Source organism: Haemophilus parainfluenzae ATCC 33392, assembly GCF_031191205.1.
In the GTDB taxonomy this organism is placed as follows: domain Bacteria; phylum Pseudomonadota; class Gammaproteobacteria; order Enterobacterales; family Pasteurellaceae; genus Haemophilus_D; species Haemophilus_D parainfluenzae.
This window is the reverse complement of sequence record NZ_CP133470.1, coordinates 1,339,623-1,356,946: the sequence shown is the minus strand read 5'-3', so window position 1 is coordinate 1,356,946 and position 17,324 is coordinate 1,339,623. Positions and strand designations below refer to the sequence as shown.

General features: G+C 40.7%; 15 protein-coding genes. 10 read left to right on the top strand and 5 right to left on the bottom strand.

All coding sequences use genetic code 11. The annotated features are described in order from the left end of the window. Nucleotides 1–94: 94 nt before the first annotated feature. The 9 genes from nrfA (at nt 95) to RDV53_RS06660 (ending at nt 10,038) form a co-directional block, all read left to right on the top strand. Nucleotides 95–1,618 (top strand): ammonia-forming nitrite reductase cytochrome c552 subunit, encoded by a 1,524-nt coding sequence (gene nrfA / locus RDV53_RS06700; RefSeq protein ID WP_172461365.1) that lies wholly within the window; start codon nt 95–97, stop codon nt 1,616–1,618. A gap of 72 nt (nt 1,619–1,690) precedes the next feature. Then, a complete protein-coding gene (gene nrfB / locus RDV53_RS06695) occupies nt 1,691–2,356 on the top strand; it encodes a cytochrome c nitrite reductase pentaheme subunit (RefSeq protein WP_005695544.1) in 666 nt (221 codons plus the stop codon). Further along, nucleotides 2,356–3,033 carry a cytochrome c nitrite reductase Fe-S protein gene (gene nrfC, locus RDV53_RS06690; RefSeq protein WP_005695543.1) on the top strand — a complete coding sequence of 226 codons (678 nt, stop codon included), beginning with the start codon at nt 2,356–2,358 and terminating at the stop codon, nt 3,031–3,033. The genes nrfB and nrfC overlap by 1 nt, the downstream gene beginning before the upstream one ends. Further along, nucleotides 3,030–3,995, top strand: coding sequence for a cytochrome c nitrite reductase subunit NrfD (gene nrfD / locus RDV53_RS06685; protein ID WP_005695542.1), 966 nt, complete (start codon nt 3,030–3,032; stop codon nt 3,993–3,995). The genes nrfC and nrfD overlap by 4 nt, the downstream gene beginning before the upstream one ends. Before the next feature lie 147 nt (nt 3,996–4,142). Next, the gene (gene nrfE, locus RDV53_RS06680; protein WP_005695541.1) at nt 4,143–6,047 is read left to right on the top strand and encodes a heme lyase NrfEFG subunit NrfE; all 1,905 of its coding nucleotides are present in this window, start codon (nt 4,143–4,145) and stop codon (nt 6,045–6,047) included. After that, nucleotides 6,040–6,570, top strand: a complete 531-nt coding sequence (locus RDV53_RS06675) for a DsbE family thiol:disulfide interchange protein (protein ID WP_005695540.1) — start codon at nt 6,040–6,042, stop codon at nt 6,568–6,570. Before nrfE ends, RDV53_RS06675 begins: the two co-directional genes overlap by 8 nt. 1 nt (nt 6,571) lies before the next feature. Beyond that, on the top strand, nt 6,572–7,627 hold the full coding sequence (gene nrfF / locus RDV53_RS06670; protein WP_005695539.1) for a heme lyase NrfEFG subunit NrfF: 1,056 nt from the start codon (nt 6,572–6,574) through the stop codon (nt 7,625–7,627). 3 nt (nt 7,628–7,630) lie between these two features. After that, nucleotides 7,631–8,833, top strand: a complete 1,203-nt coding sequence (locus tag RDV53_RS06665; RefSeq protein ID WP_005695538.1) for a BaiN/RdsA family NAD(P)/FAD-dependent oxidoreductase — start codon at nt 7,631–7,633, stop codon at nt 8,831–8,833. A gap of 110 nt (nt 8,834–8,943) precedes the next feature. Continuing rightward, nucleotides 8,944–10,038, top strand: a complete 1,095-nt coding sequence (locus RDV53_RS06660) for a 5-methyltetrahydropteroyltriglutamate--homocysteine S-methyltransferase (protein ID WP_005695537.1) — start codon at nt 8,944–8,946, stop codon at nt 10,036–10,038. Between the two features lie 151 nt (nt 10,039–10,189). Here RDV53_RS06660 and RDV53_RS06655 read toward each other — a convergent pair whose 3' ends face one another. The 5 genes from RDV53_RS06655 to RDV53_RS06635 form a co-directional block, all read right to left on the bottom strand. Continuing rightward, a complete protein-coding gene (locus RDV53_RS06655) occupies nt 10,190–11,506 on the bottom strand; it encodes an MFS transporter (protein WP_005695535.1) in 1,317 nt (438 codons plus the stop codon). 53 nt (nt 11,507–11,559) lie between these two features. Beyond that, nucleotides 11,560–12,303, bottom strand: coding sequence for a 2-succinyl-6-hydroxy-2,4-cyclohexadiene-1-carboxylate synthase (menH, locus tag RDV53_RS06650; RefSeq protein ID WP_032827503.1), 744 nt, complete (start codon nt 12,301–12,303; stop codon nt 11,560–11,562). Nucleotides 12,304–12,369: 66 nt separating this feature from the next. Beyond that, nucleotides 12,370–12,867, bottom strand: a complete 498-nt coding sequence (locus RDV53_RS06645; protein WP_005695533.1) for a hypothetical protein — start codon at nt 12,865–12,867, stop codon at nt 12,370–12,372. A 54-nt stretch (nt 12,868–12,921) separates the two neighbouring features. Then, nucleotides 12,922–14,628: a 2-succinyl-5-enolpyruvyl-6-hydroxy-3-cyclohexene-1-carboxylic-acid synthase gene (menD, locus tag RDV53_RS06640; protein ID WP_005695532.1), complete on the bottom strand. Its 1,707-nt coding sequence runs from the start codon at nt 14,626–14,628 to the stop codon at nt 12,922–12,924. 5 nt (nt 14,629–14,633) lie between these two features. After that, entirely contained in the window at nt 14,634–15,914 is a 1,281-nt protein-coding gene (locus RDV53_RS06635) for an isochorismate synthase (RefSeq protein WP_005695531.1), read from the bottom strand. 154 nt (nt 15,915–16,068) lie between these two features. On the opposite strand from RDV53_RS06635, the gene RDV53_RS06630 reads away from it, so the two are divergent. Then, a complete protein-coding gene (locus RDV53_RS06630; protein ID WP_032822871.1) occupies nt 16,069–17,283 on the top strand; it encodes a pyridoxal phosphate-dependent aminotransferase in 1,215 nt (404 codons plus the stop codon). Nucleotides 17,284–17,324 lie beyond the last annotated feature (41 nt).

Below are 17,324 nucleotides of genomic sequence, written 5' to 3'. Positions count from 1 at the left end.
CGTTGAGCCATTTTTATGAGTGAATTCAAAAGCTTAATAGGAATTGTTCGCATTTTAAATTGTTTTTTTATTCTTTCCTAATGGAGTGATTATCGTGAACGCATTGAGAAAAAGCCTCGTTTTGGCGACTTCTTTCGCAGCTTTAGGTGTATATAATTCAGCGATGGCTGAAATGGTATATAAGCCTGTTGAACAACCTGTGGAAGCACCAAATCCTAACTTAAAAATCGAAGCAGTGAATGAAAAATTCGCTGAGAAATATCCTAGCCAATTCAATTCGTGGAAAGCGACTGAAAAAGGCGACAAAATCATCTATGCAGATGAACAAGATCCACGTTTAATCGTGTTATGGGGCGGTTATGCCTTTGCGAAAGAATATAACGCACCTCGTGGCCATGTTTATGCGGTAAAAGACGTACGTGATATTTTACGTACTGGGGCACCAAAAACAGCAACTGATGGCCCACAACCAATGGCGTGTTGGACTTGTAAAGGGCCAGACGTTCCACGTTTAATCGCGGAATGGGGTGAAGATGGTTACTTTGGTGCTAAATGGGCTAAAGGTGGCGCAGAAATTGTAAACTCAATCGGTTGTGCTGACTGTCACGACACCACTTCAAAAGACTTTGCAGAAGGCAAACCTGCATTACGTATTGCTCGTCCACACGTTCTTCGTGCATTGGATCACTTAAACACTGCACTTCAAGCAAAAGCGAAAGCTGAAGGTAAAGAGCAACCGAATTTAAGCTTTAACACAGCAGCTCGCACTGAAAAACGCGCTGAAATCTGTGCAAACTGCCACGTTGAATACTACTTCGCAGGCGACTTAAAACAAGTAACCTTCCCTTGGAACAACGGCCAAACTGTTGATGACATCGAAAAATACTACGATGATATCGGTTTCAGTGACTGGACTCACTCTCTTTCTAAAGCACCAATGTTAAAAGCGCAACACCCTGACTTTGAAATTTGGTCTTTAGGTATGCACGGTAAAAACGGCGTAACTTGTATCGACTGTCACATGCCTAAAGTACAAGGTAAAGACGGTAAAGTTTACACTGACCACCAAATCCAAAACCCATTCGATGCATTTGATAGCACTTGTGCAAACTGTCACGATCAAAGCAAAGAAAAACTTAAAGACATCGTCGCTTCACGTAAAAAAGAAGTGAAAGATGTAATGGGTCGTTTGGAAGATCAAGTTGTTCGTGCTCACTTTGAAGCGAAAGCGGCATGGGATGCAGGTGCAACTAAAGAAGAAATGGAACCTGCTTTAATGGATATCCGTCACGCACAATGGCGTTGGGACTACTCTGCAGCAAGCCACGGTGGTCACATGCACGCACCTGATGTAATGCTTCGCGTATTAGGTTCTGGTTTAGATAAAGCAGCGGATGCGCGTGCTAAACTTGCAGCAATCTTAACTAAACATGGCGTGAAAACTCCGGTTGAAGTACCAGATATTTCTACAGCTGATAAAGCATGGAAAGTAATGGGTATTGATATCGAGAAAGAACGTAAAGCGAAAAAAGAATTCTTAGAAACTGTTGTACCTCAATGGGTAAAAGAAGCGAAAGCCAATGGCAAATTAGCTGAAGATACCGCAACAAAACAATAAAAAAAGAACCGCACTTTGTAACTAAAGTGTCGAAGTGCGGTCATTTTTAACCATATATTTGAGGTAATCAGAATGAATTTAACTTCTTTAATCAGCAAATCGGCAAAATCCCTTGCATTGCTTGCAATGCTTGTGGCAATGCCAATGGCTGCTAGTGCGGAAGAGATGGCAAAAACACCTGCCTCTCAACTCACTTATGAGCCACAATTGGATAACCAACGTGATCCAAACCAATATTGTGCAAAATGTCACAAATTTGACCAAGTTGATAAAAACCAAACTTTAGATCAATCTGGTGGTGAATTACACTTTGGTAAATTCCACGGCGCACACTTAAATCAAAAAAGCCCTAACACAGGTAAACCAATTAACTGTGTAAACTGTCACGGTAATATTTCGGAAGATCACCGTCGTGGTGCAAAAGATGTGATGCGTTTTGATGGCGATATCTTTGGTGATAAAAAACCAATGTATACCGCGCAAGAACAAAACCAAGTTTGTTTTGCTTGTCACCAACCTGCAAAACTTCGTGAAAAACTTTGGGCGCACGATGTTCACGCAATGAAATTGCCTTGTGCAAGCTGCCACACATTACACCCGAAAGATGATGCGATGAAAGGTATTCAACCGAAAAATCGTGTGAAACTTTGTGTAGATTGCCACGGCGAACAACAAAAACGCAAAGCGGCAAAAGACGCACAATCACAAACGCAATCAACCGAACAAAAGGATAAATAATGACAGCTTGTTCACGCCGAAACTTTGTTTCCGGCATGGGGGCATTAATCCTTATGACGGGGACATCAGTTACCTCTTTAGCGAAAGAGGAAAAGGCGGATAAACCGAAACGCTATGCAATGGTACACGACGAAACAGCTTGTATCGGCTGTACCGCTTGTATGGATGCTTGTCGTGAAACAAACCACGTTCCTGAAGGCGTTTCACGTTTGGAAATTCTCCGTAGTGAACCTTACGGCGAATTCCCAAATCAAGAATACGAGTTTTTCCGTCAATCTTGCCAACACTGTACAAACGCCCCTTGCGTGGCAGTTTGTCCAACCGGTGCATCATTTATTGATCCTGAAACAGGTATCGTAGATGTGCATAAAGATCTTTGTGTAGGTTGCCAGTACTGTGTTGCAGTTTGTCCTTACCGCGTACGTTTCATTCATCCAGTACACCGTACTGCGGATAAATGTAACTTCTGTCGCGATACAAACTTAGCAGCTGGCAAACAACCTGCTTGCGTAGAAGCTTGTCCAACCAAAGCATTAACCTTTGGTGATATGAATGATCCAAGCAGTGCAGTTTCCCGCAAAGTGAAAGAAAATCCGGTTTATCGCACTAAAGTGGAATTAGGTACTCAACCAAATCTTTACCATATTCCATTCCAACACGGGGAGCCAAGAAGATGACATTAGATTATCCTGTTCCGTTTCACACACCTAATTTGGTGTGGGATTCAACAATCGCTATCTATTTGTTCTTACTTGGTATTTCTTCCGGTGCGGTACAATTAGCGATTGCTTATAAACGTAGTAACAAATTAGAAAATCCAAGCAAAAACTGGATTATCCGAGCAGCCGCCGTTTTAGGTTCTGTGCCAACATTAATTGGTTTAACCCTATTAATTTTCCACTTGGCACGTCCTTGGACATTCTGGAAATTGATGTTTAACTATCAATTCAACTCTGTAATGTCTATGGGGGTAATGTTATTCCAAGTTTATATGCTGTTCTTGGTATGTTGGTGTGCCGTTATCTTCAAAGAAGATATCATGGCACTTATCCAACGTTTTATGCCAAAACTTGGTTTTGTCGGTAAAATTATCAATGTATTAGAACGTTTAACTGGTCCTGTAGAAATCATTCTCTTCATCTTAGCCGCTGTGCTAGGGGCTTATACCGGTTTCTTACTATCAGCATTGATCAGTTACCCAATGTTAAATAACCCTGTTCTACCAGCGTTATTCTTGGCTTCAGGTACCTCTTCCGGTATCGCTGCAACCTTCTTATTTATCCTTATCGCAGGTAAATTAAAAGGTGATAGCCATGAATCACAGTTCATTCACAAATTCGAAGTGCCAATTATGGTAACTGAACTTGGTTTATTAATCTGCTTCTTTGTTGGTCTACACTTTGGTGGCGGTCAGAAAGTAGTTGCATTACACAATGCACTTTCCGGCTTCTGGGGGGCCGTGTTCTGGATTGGGGTATTCTTAATTGGTATCATCATTCCTCTACTTGCAAACCTTGCAGCAAAAGACAGCTTAAAATACAACAAGAACTTTATTATCCTTGTGTCAATTTTCGACTTAATCGGGGTTCTCTGCTTACGTTACTTTATCTTGTATGCAGGACAACTTACCGTTGCGTAAGGATAAATTTCTTATTTAATAAAAAGGCGTATACAATACGCCTTTTGTTTATTTAGAAGGCTAAAGTGCGGTTAATTTTACGCATGTTTTTCATGCTTAAAATCAACCTTATTTTGTAAAATACAACCTTTAATACTGAAGAATACTATGCTTCCCGAACTCGGATTTCTCTCATTGCTCTTTGCCACTACCGCGGCGCTCTTACTTTCCATCGTGCCGCAAATTGGTATTTGGCGAAATAAACCCACTCTAACCAATACAGCTTGGGGATTAAGTTATTGCTTCGGTATTTTTACAAGCGTTTCCATCGGTATTCTCGCCTACTCTTTTGCGACAGATGATTTCACATTAGAATACGTGGCAGCACATTCCAATTCTCAACTACCGACATTTTTCAAAGTGGCCGCTACTTGGGGCGGACATGAAGGATCCATTTTATTTTGGCTTTTCACATTAAGTCTTTGGTTGGTGGCTTTTGCCTTTTTCTCTCGCAAAAATGACCGCACTTTTTCTGCGCAAACTCTGTCTTTACTCGGCTTAATTTGCCTTGGGTTTGCTATTTTCATTTTGTTCTACTCCAATCCATTTGGACGTGCATTCCCAGCCCCTGTAGAAGGGCGAGATCTCAACCCTATGCTGCAAGATATTGGCTTAATTTTCCATCCACCGCTTTTATATGTGGGTTATGTGGGCTTTGCCGTTAACTTCGCTATGTCCATTTCAGCCTTAATCTTTAATCGTTCTGCACAAGCGATCGCACGTGCTATGCGAGCTTGGGTGCTCGTTTCTTGGTTATTCTTAACGTTAGGGATCGTGCTCGGTGCATGGTGGGCATATTACGAATTAGGCTGGGGTGGTTGGTGGTTCTGGGACCCTGTAGAAAATGCCTCGCTTATGCCATGGTTATTGGGACTTGCACTTTTACACAGCTTGATGGTGACTGAAAAACAAGGGATGTTTAGCTACTGGACAATACTCTTTTCCCTACTCGCTTTTGCATTCAGTGTATTAGGCACATTTATTGTTCGTTCAGGTGCATTAACCTCCGTTCACGCCTTTGCTTTAGATAGCTCCCGTGGTTATGTGCTATTACTCATTTTCTTCTTACTGACTGTCGGCTCGCTCAGTTTATTTGCGCTACGCACAAATACCAACGAAAGTGCGGTCAAATTTCCGCTTATTTCTAAAACCGGAGCGATTTTAGGCTTAAACATCGTATTGACCGTGGCAACCGTCAGCACATTCTTAGGCACTTTCTATCCAATGCTATTCCAAGCCATGAATTGGGGAAGTATTTCTGTGGGCGCGCCTTACTTTAATAGCATTTTCTTGCCCTTGCTCACACTAGTGCTTTTTGCCATGGCAGGCACACTTTGCTTAAACTGGTTTCAATCAGATAAAAAACGCTTTTTCAAACGCTTGTTATTACTTATTCCAGCTGCAGTAATTACTTATGGCATGATTTGGAATGCGCTGCAGAATGACAGTGCGTTACGTTTCTATTTCTTCGCTTATATATTACTTACCCTCGCTATTTGGGTATTATTCGTCACCTTATGGCAAAATTGGGCAAAAGTAAGACTGGCCTATTTCGGGATGATTCTCGCACACTGCGGTGTGGCTATTGCCACAATGGGCGCTGTAATGAGTAGTTACTTTGGCAGTGAATTAGGTGTTAGACTCGCGCCACAACAAAGCCAACAATTAGGTCAATTTGAATTCCACTACGATCGTTTTTCCAATGAAATTGGACCAAACTTTACCGCCGAAGTCGCTTTCTTTAGCGTATCAAAACAAGGCAAACCTTACGCTGAAATTGTACCGGAACGCCGCTATTATGACGTTCGTACCATGACCATGAGTGAAGTAGGGTTAGATGCTAGCTTTTGGGGCGATTTATATATTGTGATGGGTGATAACTTGGGCAAAGGCGAATTCACATTCCGTTTACATTACAAACCGCTTATTCGCTGGTTATGGCTCGGGGGTATTTTAATGGCACTTGGCGCATTATGTTCAGTCATCAATTTGAAGAGAAAACGCGATGAATAAAAAGTTTATTTTGTTTTTACCACTGATTTTATTATTGAGCGTTTGCTTACTACTTTTTGTTGGTTTACATAAAGATCCAAAACAAATTGCCTCTGCGCTCATTAATAAGCCCGTGCCGGAATTCTATCAAGCAAATTTGCTTGAACCCAGTCAAATCGTCAGCCCAAGAGATTTCCCAAAGAAACCTTTCCTGCTTAATGTTTGGGGAAGTTGGTGTGGCTATTGCCAACAAGAACACCCTCTCTTGATGGAAATTTCAAAAGACGTACCCATTGTTGGCATCGATTATCGTGACAAACCACAAAACGGTATTGCGATGCTCGAACGCATGGGCAATCCATTTATACTCACTATTGACGATAGCCGTGGTGAATTTGCGATTCAATTAGGCGTAGATGGTGCACCAGAGACCTATATTGTCGATGAACACGGCATGATCCGTTATCGTCATTCTGGCTATATGGATCGTGAAACGTGGCTCACTGAGATCAAACCAAAACTTGATGAATTAACAAAAAAGTAAAATGAAAAAATTAACCCGATTTTTGACCGCACTTTTACTGACTTTCACCCTTTTTGCTCACGCAGAAATGGTCGACACCTATGCGTTTAAAAACCAAGCCGATCGTACTCGTGCTGTTGAACTGGCAAAATCCTTACGTTGCCCACAATGTCAGAATCAAAACTTAGTTGAGTCCAATTCGCCGATTGCTTATGACTTACGTATTGAAGTCTATAAAATGGTAGATGAAGGAAAAACGAATCAGCAAATTATCGACACAATGACAGCACGTTTTGGTAATTTCGTGAACTATAAGCCACCTTTCCAATGGAATACCGCACTACTTTGGCTATTGCCTATTTTGCTATTAATTGGTGCTTTTGCGTTGATTTTGTTTTCCACCAAAAAATCAGAAGGCGAACCTAAACAACTTGAAAATCATCCTCATACAGCGCCTAAAGAAGAAAAAAGTGCGGTCAAATTTGAAACCAAATCCACCATTTGGGTCTTTGCTATTTTATTAGTTCTTCCTTTAGGTTATTACTTCTCCCTTGATCGTTTTGAGCGTGTTCAAAAAGGCGAAAAAGAGATGGTTGAGCTTGCCAATAAAAAAGCCGATACATCAATGGTGCACCAAAAAGAAGATATGGTGCTCAAAATTCAAAATAAAATTCGAGAAGATGTGAATAACCCTGAGCTTTGGGCTCAGCTAGGTGATGCTTATATGCAAAATGATGAATTTGATCATGCGCTCATCGCCTATAGCAATGCAGAAAAAATTTCAGGTACAACTCCCGCTATTTTAGGCTTAAAAGCGACCGCACTTTATTATCAAGCAGGCCAAACTATCACACCTGAAATCCAACAAGTAATGGATGAAGCCTTAAAACAGGATAAAAATGAAATTTCAGTCCTCACGTTATTAGCGACTGAGGCGTTTAAAAATCATGAAGCTGAAAAAGCCAAAGCTTATTGGCAGCAATTATTAGATTCAGGTAATGTTGCCGTGGATCGTCGTACTGTCATCCAACGAATCAAAATGATAGACTATTTTGAAAAAGGACAAACCTCACAATAAGCTATGTCTCATTATTCAGAAAATATCATCATTGGAGCCGGTGCTGCCGGCTTATTTTGTGCCGCACAGTTAGGAAAGCTGGGCAAACAAGCCACAATTTTTGATAACGGTAAGAAAATTGGCCGAAAAATTTTAATGTCTGGCGGCGGATTTTGTAATTTCACCAATATGGAAATCAGTCCAGACCGTTATATCAGTCAAAACAAGCACTTTGTCAAATCGGCCTTAACACGTTATACACACTGGGATTTTATTGCTTTAGTTGCTGAGTATGGCATTCCTTACCACGAAAAAGAATTAGGTCAGTTATTTTGTGATAACGGTGCAGAAGATATCGTGAAGATGCTCGGAACGGAATGTGGCAAATACGGTGTTCACATTCAACTACGCAGCGAAGTGAGTGATGTTGAAGCGGTTGAAAACAATCCTAAAGTGCGGTTTAAATTAAAGGTAAATGCGGTTGAATGGCAATGCCAGAATTTAATTATCGCCACAGGTGGACTCTCCATGCCTGGCTTAGGCGCTTCGCCTTTTGGCTATCAAATAGCAGAACAATTTGGATTAAATGTGATTCCTCCGCGTGCAAGCCTTGTACCGTTCACATGGAGAGAAAGTGAAAAATTCTACACGGCACTATCCGGTATTTCATTAGATGTGGCGGCGACGAATCAGCACAAAACCTTTACTCATCAAATGTTATTCACCCATCGCGGTTTATCTGGTCCTGCCATTTTGCAAATTTCAAATTATTGGCAACCGGGTGAGAGCATTCATTTAGATTTATTACCTTATAACGATATTCGTCATCACCTGGATGAAATGCATCAATCTTCACCTAAATTACAATTAAAGACCGTATTAAGTCGATTATTACCAAAAAAATTAGTCGAACTTTGGTTAGAACAAGGCTTGATTCAAGACGAAGTGATTGCAAATTTAAGTAAAGTGCGGTTAGAAAATCTAGAGAATTTAATCCACAATTGGCAATTTATACCTAATGGCACTGAGGGCTACCGCACGGCTGAAGTCACGATGGGTGGTGTTGATACCCATGAGATTTCATCAAAAACCATGGAAGCCACAAAGATTAAAGGCCTCTATTTTATCGGTGAAGTGTTAGATGTTGTCGGCTGGTTAGGTGGCTACAATTTCCAATGGGCATGGAGTTCGGCTGCCGTTTGTGCGATGGGAATTGCTGAAGGCTAATCTTTCTCTGCATTAATTATTTTCATTATGAATGAAAAAATCATTACTTTGATCATGAAATATCCTTACGTTAAAATCAGCATACGAAAATAAAAAAGAAGGATATAAACATGACATCAAAAACACTTCCCTTTCACGCTGATACTGTAGGCTCATATTTACGTTCTCAACCTTTAAAAGAAGCTCGTGCAAAATTTGCAGCTGGCGAACTTTCTCGTGAACAATTAACGGAAGTTGAAGATCAAGAAATTGCTAAATTGGTACAAGCTCAGTTAGATGCAGGTATTCAAGTCATCACAGATGGGGAATATCGCCGTGCATTTTGGCATATCGATTTCTTAGAACACTTAAATGGTATTGAAGGTTATCACCCTGAACACGGTTATAAATTTAATGGCGTGGAAACCAAACCTTACAATACTCGCTGCTGCGGTAAAGTATCTTGGAATCCAAACCACCCATTTATCGAACATTTCAAAAAATTAAAAGACATTGTTGGGGATCGTGGCGTCGTAAAATATACCATTCCAAGTCCGAATCAATTAATGTATCCAATTCAATGGGATACGGGCGTTTATGCGACACGTGCAGAATTTGCCAAAGATGTTCAACAAGCTTATAAAGATGCGATCAAAGCCTTCTATGATGCGGGTTGCCGTTATTTACAATTTGATGATGTGTATTGGGGTTCACTCTGTAACAATCACTTAAAACCAGAATTTGAAGCAGATAAAGCACAGGCGCTTGAAAATATTCAAGTTGTATTAGCGGCTAAACCAGCAGATATGGTTATCACAACGCATGTTTGTCGTGGCAATTTCCGTTCAACCTATTTATTAACTGGCGCATACGATCCTATTGCGGATGCGTTATTCGGCCAAACTCAATACGATGGCTATTTCCTTGAATATGATGATGAGCGTTCTGGTGGGTTTGAACCATTAAAACACTTTGCTAATAATCCACACAAAGGTCGTATTGTATTAGGCTTAATCAGTTCAAAATTCCCTGAATTAGAAGATAAAGCGGCTATTAAAGCTCGCATTGAAGAAGCAACTAAATATGTTCCACTTGAGCAGCTTTGCTTAAGCCCACAATGTGGTTTTGCGTCAACTGAAGAAGGAAATATCATGACGGAAGCACAGCAATGGGCAAAAGTCCGTTATGTTGAAGAAATTGCCAAAGAAGTATGGGGTGAAGATTAATTCTTTTCATATCTGATGTTAAAAACACACTGTTTTTTAACCGCACTTTTATAATCTGAGTGCGTAGCAATACGCTCTTTTTTACTGCGTCCTTTCAACAAATAAAAAAGCTGATGTAATTTACATCAGCTTTTTCATTATCAATTTATCACTAGATTTGCGTTAAATCGACGTTTTTCGTTTCTTTTGAGGCTAATAATGCTAACAAGGTTAAGAATGCATTAATGGCTAAATAAATCCCTACACCCATTAAGCCATAAAGTGCATTGATTTTTAATGAAATCATTGCCGCAATAGTGGCCCCGATAATCGATGCAATATTGTAGGCTAAAGAAGCACCAGAATAACGTACTTCCGTTGGGAATAATTCAGGTAATAACGCTGCCATTGGGCCAAATGTCATGCCCATTAATGCCATACCAATTACCAAGAAAGCAAATACAGAAGTTGGTGTGCCATTTCCAAGGAATAATGGCATACATAATGCAAAAATTAAAATGCTGACTGTTGTCCAAATCAACCATTTACGGCGACCGATTTTATCTGCATAAAGACCTGAAATACTGATACAAATCGCAAAAACAATCGCACTCATTAAAAGTAATCCCGTGAAGGTATTAGCAGGAATGCCTAACCCCATTGGATAACCCGCTTCTGAAAGGGTTGCCGGTGTACGAGAATACGCTTGAGCAAAGGCGGTCATAATATAGAACAAGGAATAGGTTGCCACCATGATAAATGTACCAATCACCATTGGTTTAAAGTGTTTAGTGAAAACCACACTCACCGGTGCTTTTAATTTTTTCCCTTTTTCTTCTGCTTCAATGAAAACATGGCTTTCATGTAGGGTTAAACGAACATATAACCCAACTAAAACTAAGGCTAAAGAAGAGATAAACGGAATACGCCATGCCCACTCAACAAGGGCTTGTTGCCCCCAGAAATAGCTCACTAAGAAGAAGGTCGCATTAGCCACAAATAAACCAATTGGCGCACCTAATTGAGGGAATGTGCCATACCAAGCACGTTTTCCTTCTGGCGCATTTTCTGTTGCGACTAGCGCTGCGCCACCCCATTCACCACCAAGGCCGATACCCTGACCGACTCGGCAAATACATAACAAAATCGGTGCCCAAATACCAATTTGAGAATAAGTCGGCAATAAACCGATAACGACCGTAGAGCCGCCCATTAAAACCAAAGAGGCGACCAAGGTTTTCTTACGACCAATCTTATCACCAAAGTGCCCAAATAAAGCTGAGCCAATTGGACGAGCAAAGAACGCTAAAGCTAACGTAGAAAGAGAAAGTAAATCATCTGAAAGCGGATCGCCGCTATGGAAGAATTGCGTGTTAAAAACTAATACTGCCGCAGCGGCATAGATATAATAATCGAAGAATTCAATTGCGGTACCCACCATGGATGCTAAAGCAACCTTAAGTGGATCATTACGAAGTTGTGAGGACATTTTGCTTCCTTAAAAGTTAAATGAAATAAAAGGGCTAAATCCTAGCATTTCCTTTAAGGTTGAGCAATTTTTAATACGATATTTTCGATTTTTTTAGCAAAATATATTGGATTTTCTAAATGGGCATTATGGCCTGCATCAGGAATAACCGTTAAATTGAGTTGATTAGCCTCTGCCATTTGACGAAACTTTTGATCTCGTTCACCACAAAAATAAAAAAATGGCAGCAAACTTGACCGCACTTTCTCTCGAAAATCAGGCTGCTTGGCAAGACTAGTTGCTAATAACATCTTACCAATATTTGCCCCGCAATTAGCTTTTCGCTTTTCAATTAACGCCTTACGCTGCTGTTCATTTAAATGAGAAAACACAGGCTGTTGATACCAATCTTCAAGCACGGTTTCAGGCTTTTCATGGGAAAAACGCTCCGCCCACATTTTATCATTAACTAAACGGCTTTTTTTTTCTTGCTCAGACTGAAAACCTAAATTCGCCCCTTCTAAAATCACTGCTTGTAAATTGCCTCTTTGCACTTGAGCCTGCAATGCATAATATTGTGCAATTCGCCCACCAAGTGAGTAACCGATAAGGATATAAGGTTCATCTTTTATGAGGCTTTGTATTTGGCTTTCAAGAAATTGAGCCGTTTGCTCAAAATCTTCAACCGCTACAGCTTTATTCTCTCCATGAAACGGTAAATCGAGAGAGAGACAACGAAAGTGCGGTAGATTTTCGATGACTTTTTGCCAGTCTGATTTTGTACCAAGTAAGCCGTGGAGGAAGATAAGATTGGTCATGATTTGTACGGAATACATAAAATTTAGGTCGGGTTGAGCCCGACCATATAGTAAAATGCATTAACCCTATGGCTTATCAATAATATCCACGTCGGAGAAGGTCTCGTTATATATAACGATATCATTTGGATTACTGCAACCCTCAATCAAACCATATTCACTTGAATTCACAATTTTTCCATCACGGAAATAAAAAATGTGTTCTTGCCAGCCTGTATAGCCACCATAGCTATTTTTCGCATTTACTCTGGCACAAACAATGTAGTATTTTAAGAAAACAGCTGGATTATAAGTATCTGTTTCTGCGTTATAGCGTCTGCTTGTAATTCGTAAGAATTTTTTCGGTTTACTAAAGCCATCAAGCATTAAAGAATTAGGATCAATTAAAGTACGAGCTAAATGCTGGCGAATGGCTTTTTCGTAATTTTTCGGATAGCTACCATAATCCATATTACGCACATCATTCATGGTGATTTTGGTGTTTTCCTCATAAGCGATACAACCCGTTAATAGGCTCGTTACTAATGCAGTAAAAATGGCTTTGTAAGCATGTTTCTTAAGCATACTCATCTCCTTTATTTATAAATGAATGAATTTTAGTTAGCATAAAGGTGCTAACTACTCCCCTATCACCGCATGACTAATTTGATCAATCAAACGTTTGTAAGTTGCACTGCCATCGCTAGGGTTCGTTTTGATTTCAATTAAGGTTGCACGGCGACGCGTGTAAGCCTGTTTTAATACCGCACTTAAATCCGCCCAGGTGTAAGGCAAGGCATATTTTAAGCCAAACATTGCCGCGACTTGAGAGAACTCACCATTATGTGGCAAGCGATAGAACTGCTCTTTCACCTCTTCATCCACTGGCAACATATCAAAGATTGCGCCACCATTATTGTTAATCACAAAAATAATAGTTGGTTGAGTCACATTCTTAAATAAGGCTAAAGAGTTTAAATCATAAAGCGTAGACGTATCACCAATCATGGCGACCACAGGTTGATCAGCACCGATACCGATACCTGCGGCCGTTGCTAATAAGCCATCAATCCCACTTGCACCACGATTGGTGAAAATTGGGTATCCTTCTGGTAGTTTCGTTAACGCATCAACCAAGCGCACAAAAAGGCTATTCCCTAAGAACAAAATACCGTTGTAAGGCAACACCCGCTCAATATGATGTGCTAGTGAGGCTTCATTAAGATTGCCGCCGACTTGTTGCTCGATAAAGGTTGCACAGAATTTTGAAAGTGCCAGAGGTTCGAGCAACCAAGGCTTTTGACGCAATGGCGGGTGTGCACGCAACCAATGATGAGCTTTGGCGTTAAAGCGAGTTTGCGTATGGTGGTTTGGATCAACTGCATTTTGACTGTGCTCCACCACCCAAAATTCGCCTTGGAATTCCGCTAAGAATTGGTTAATCCGTTTACTGATAAAACGAGAACCAAATTGAATCACGATATCAGCTTGAAGTAATTTTTGCTTCACGGTTTGGTTTGCCAGCCAAATATCCGCATAAGGCATGAGAGGTTCTACACCTGATTGAATATCCGTAAGCAAAATCCACCCCATGGTATTTGCCCATGAGTTAATACCCATTGCTTGTTCAGGCGTTAATTGTCCTACCACAATGACACCACGTTTCGTACGCCAGGTATCCCAATTCTCGTGCATCAACACTTCTTGTTGTAATGGTTGATGATCAACCCAATTTTTAGGCTGACTTAACCAACGTTGAATTGGCATGAGCCATGGATGGTTGTCAATTTCTTGCTCTTGCGCATTATAAAGTGGCTCAGCAAAAGGCACATTGATATGCACCACGCCGGCTTGTTGTTTTTGTTTATAGCAAGCTTGCTCTAACGTAGAAATTAACCATTTCGCCGCATAATCTGCTTGAGGTTTAGGTAAATTCACGCTTGCTACTGGATAATCTGCAAACATATTTTGTTGTACGATCGCTTGATTCGCACCACATTCCCATAATTCAGGTGGACGATCAGCGGTAAGAATAATTAAATTCACGCCTGTTTGGCGAGCTTCAATAATCGCTGGATATAAATTTGCTGCCGCAGTCCCTGAGGTCACAATCACAGCAACAGGCGCTTGCGTAGATTTTGCAATACCCAAGGCAAAAAAGCCTAAGCCACGTTCATCAAAGTGACTATGGCACGTTGCTCGAGAAGCATTTTGTAAACGCACAGCTTCTAGCGTTAAAGGTGTTGAGCGTGAACCTGGCGCAATACAAAAGTGACTGACCCCTTGGCGAACCAGGGTTTCTAAGATCACCTTTGACCAACAACGATTAAATACGCTTACAGACATTCTTCTTATTCTCCGTTATTCTCTGCAAACAGGGAAATTAGCCCTGCCGCTTTACGTTCAATTTCCAACCACTCTTCTACAGGTTGTGAGCCTTCCACAATACCGGCTCCAGCAAATACCCGCACTTGGTTTTCTTCAATAAAAGCCGAACGAATGGTGACACAAAATTCTGAGAGATGTTGACTCATTACGCCTAATGTACCGGCATACCAACGACGATCAAAAGTTTCAATTTCAGCCAGCGCTTTCTTCGCTTGTTGTTGCGGTAAGCCTGACACTGCGGCCGTTGGATGAATCGCTTTCAGCAAATCGGCATCCGTACAAAGTGCGGTCAAGTTTGCTTGCATTTTTCGAATCAAATGCTGCACTTTGCGTAATGGCTTTAATGCGACATCATCAACGGTAATTTGTTCCACTAAGTGACTGATATTTTGTGAAATATCCTCAACAACCAACCAGTTTTCATTGAGGTTTTTTTCATCATTTAGTAACCAATTCGCACGTTCATTATTTTCACTCGGATTATCACTAACAGGAGCAGTGCCAGCAAGGGCTTCCGTAAATAACTGACGTTCATCTCGCGCAAATAGGCGTTCTGGCGTCGAACCCACAAAACAGTTTTGGGCGTTATCTGCCCATAGAAAATGGTAACAACCGCTATTTTTGGCTTGGCTTGCAGCAAGAAAATCTTTTCCGTTTAATTCGCCATGAATGCGAAACACTGTTTCATTTGCTAAGACAAGCTTGGTTAATTCCCCTTGTCGAATTCGAGTGAGTGCTTGATTAACCCAATTACACCACGTGCCTTGATTCGCTTTTGGCTCTACGTTTTCGATGGTTAATTGATTAAGTGGTGAAAGTGCGGTCGTTTTTTCAAATGAATTCAAAATCATTTTTGCCGAATCAAGCTCATTTGGTTCAACAAAAACTGAAACCTCGGTCTCACCATTTTGCTGTTTAATTAAAACTTGCGGCAAAATAAACTGACTTTCACCTTCGAACTGTAAACCGCCCACTAAAGGGAAATCATGCTCTTGAATAAATTGCTGTGCCAAATTCACATCTGAAAATGACCGCACTTTACCCACGGCGGCGACGGTTTTAGCTTCATCACGAAAACGCAAATAAAATTGCGGATAAACTGGCTGCCCTTTCATCCACGCCAAAAGATCAACACCCGATTCCACCTTCGTTTGAAGATGTACAATAGATGCTTGTTGATCCGTTGTCGCCAAAGTTTCAAATTGGCGAATTAGCGCAGATTTGGCTTGTTCTAAAGGGCCCATGAAAAATAATAAAATACACAAAAAATTAGCCCATATTCTACCGCACTTTAATACTTTCAAAAAATTTTTTTATTAAATCTTTTCAAGATAAGAATTTAAGCGTAAATTAGACGTAATTTTTGAATGAAAATCTAATTATCATAGGATGTTATTAATGCGCTCATTTCCAAAATCAGACAAATTAGAACACGTTTGCTACGATATTCGCGGACCGGTTCACAAAGAAGCTTTACGCCTAGAAGAAGAAGGCAACAAAATCTTAAAACTGAATATCGGTAACCCTGCCCCATTTGGCTTCGAAGCGCCAGATGAAATTTTAGTGGATGTCATCCGCAACTTACCTTCTGCACAAGGTTATTGTGACTCTAAAGGCTTGTATTCTGCACGTAAAGCTATCGTGCAATACTACCAATCCAAAGGTATTCATGATTCAACGGTAAACGATGTGTACATCGGGAATGGTGTGTCTGAATTGATTACCATGTCAATGCAAGCCCTTCTTAATGATGGTGATGAAGTATTAGTCCCAATGCCAGATTATCCGTTATGGACGGCTGCGGTGACGCTTTCTGGCGGAAAAGCGGTACATTATTTATGTGATGAAGAAGCGGGTTGGTTCCCTGCTATTGATGATATTCGCGCGAAAGTCAATGCCAAAACTAAAGCTATCGTGGTAATCAATCCAAATAACCCGACTGGTGCGGTATATAGCAAAGCATTACTCGAAGAAATTATCGAGGTTGCACGTGAAAATAATCTGATTATTTTTGCGGATGAAATTTATGACAAAATTCTCTACGATGGTGCTGTCCACCACCATATCGCCGCCCTTGCACCAGATGTACTAACGATTACATTCAATGGTTTATCAAAAGCGTATCGTGTTGCAGGTTTCCGTCAAGGTTGGATGATTTTAAATGGGCCAAAACAACATGCAAAAGGCTATATTGAAGGCTTAGATATGCTGGCGTCTATGCGTTTATGCGCAAACGTACCAATGCAGCATGCGATTCAAACCGCATTAGGTGGCTATCAAAGCATTAATGAATTTATTCAACCTGGCGGTCGTTTACTTGAGCAACGTAATAAAGCCTACGAGTTGCTCACTCAAATCCCTGGTGTTAGCTGCGTAAAACCAATGGGGGCAATGTATATGTTCCCGAAACTCGACATCAAAAAATTCAACATTCACAGTGATGAAAAATTTGTACTCGATTTACTACGCAAAGAGAAAGTGCTTTTAGTACATGGTAAAGGCTTTAACTGGCACTCACCGGATCACTTCCGTGTAGTGACACTTCCTTATACCGGTCAATTAGAAGAGGCAATTGGCAAATTGGCACGTTTCTTAGAAACCTATCGTCAATAATAGAAAAAGAGCGGTTAATTAACCGCTCTTTTTTATTTCAT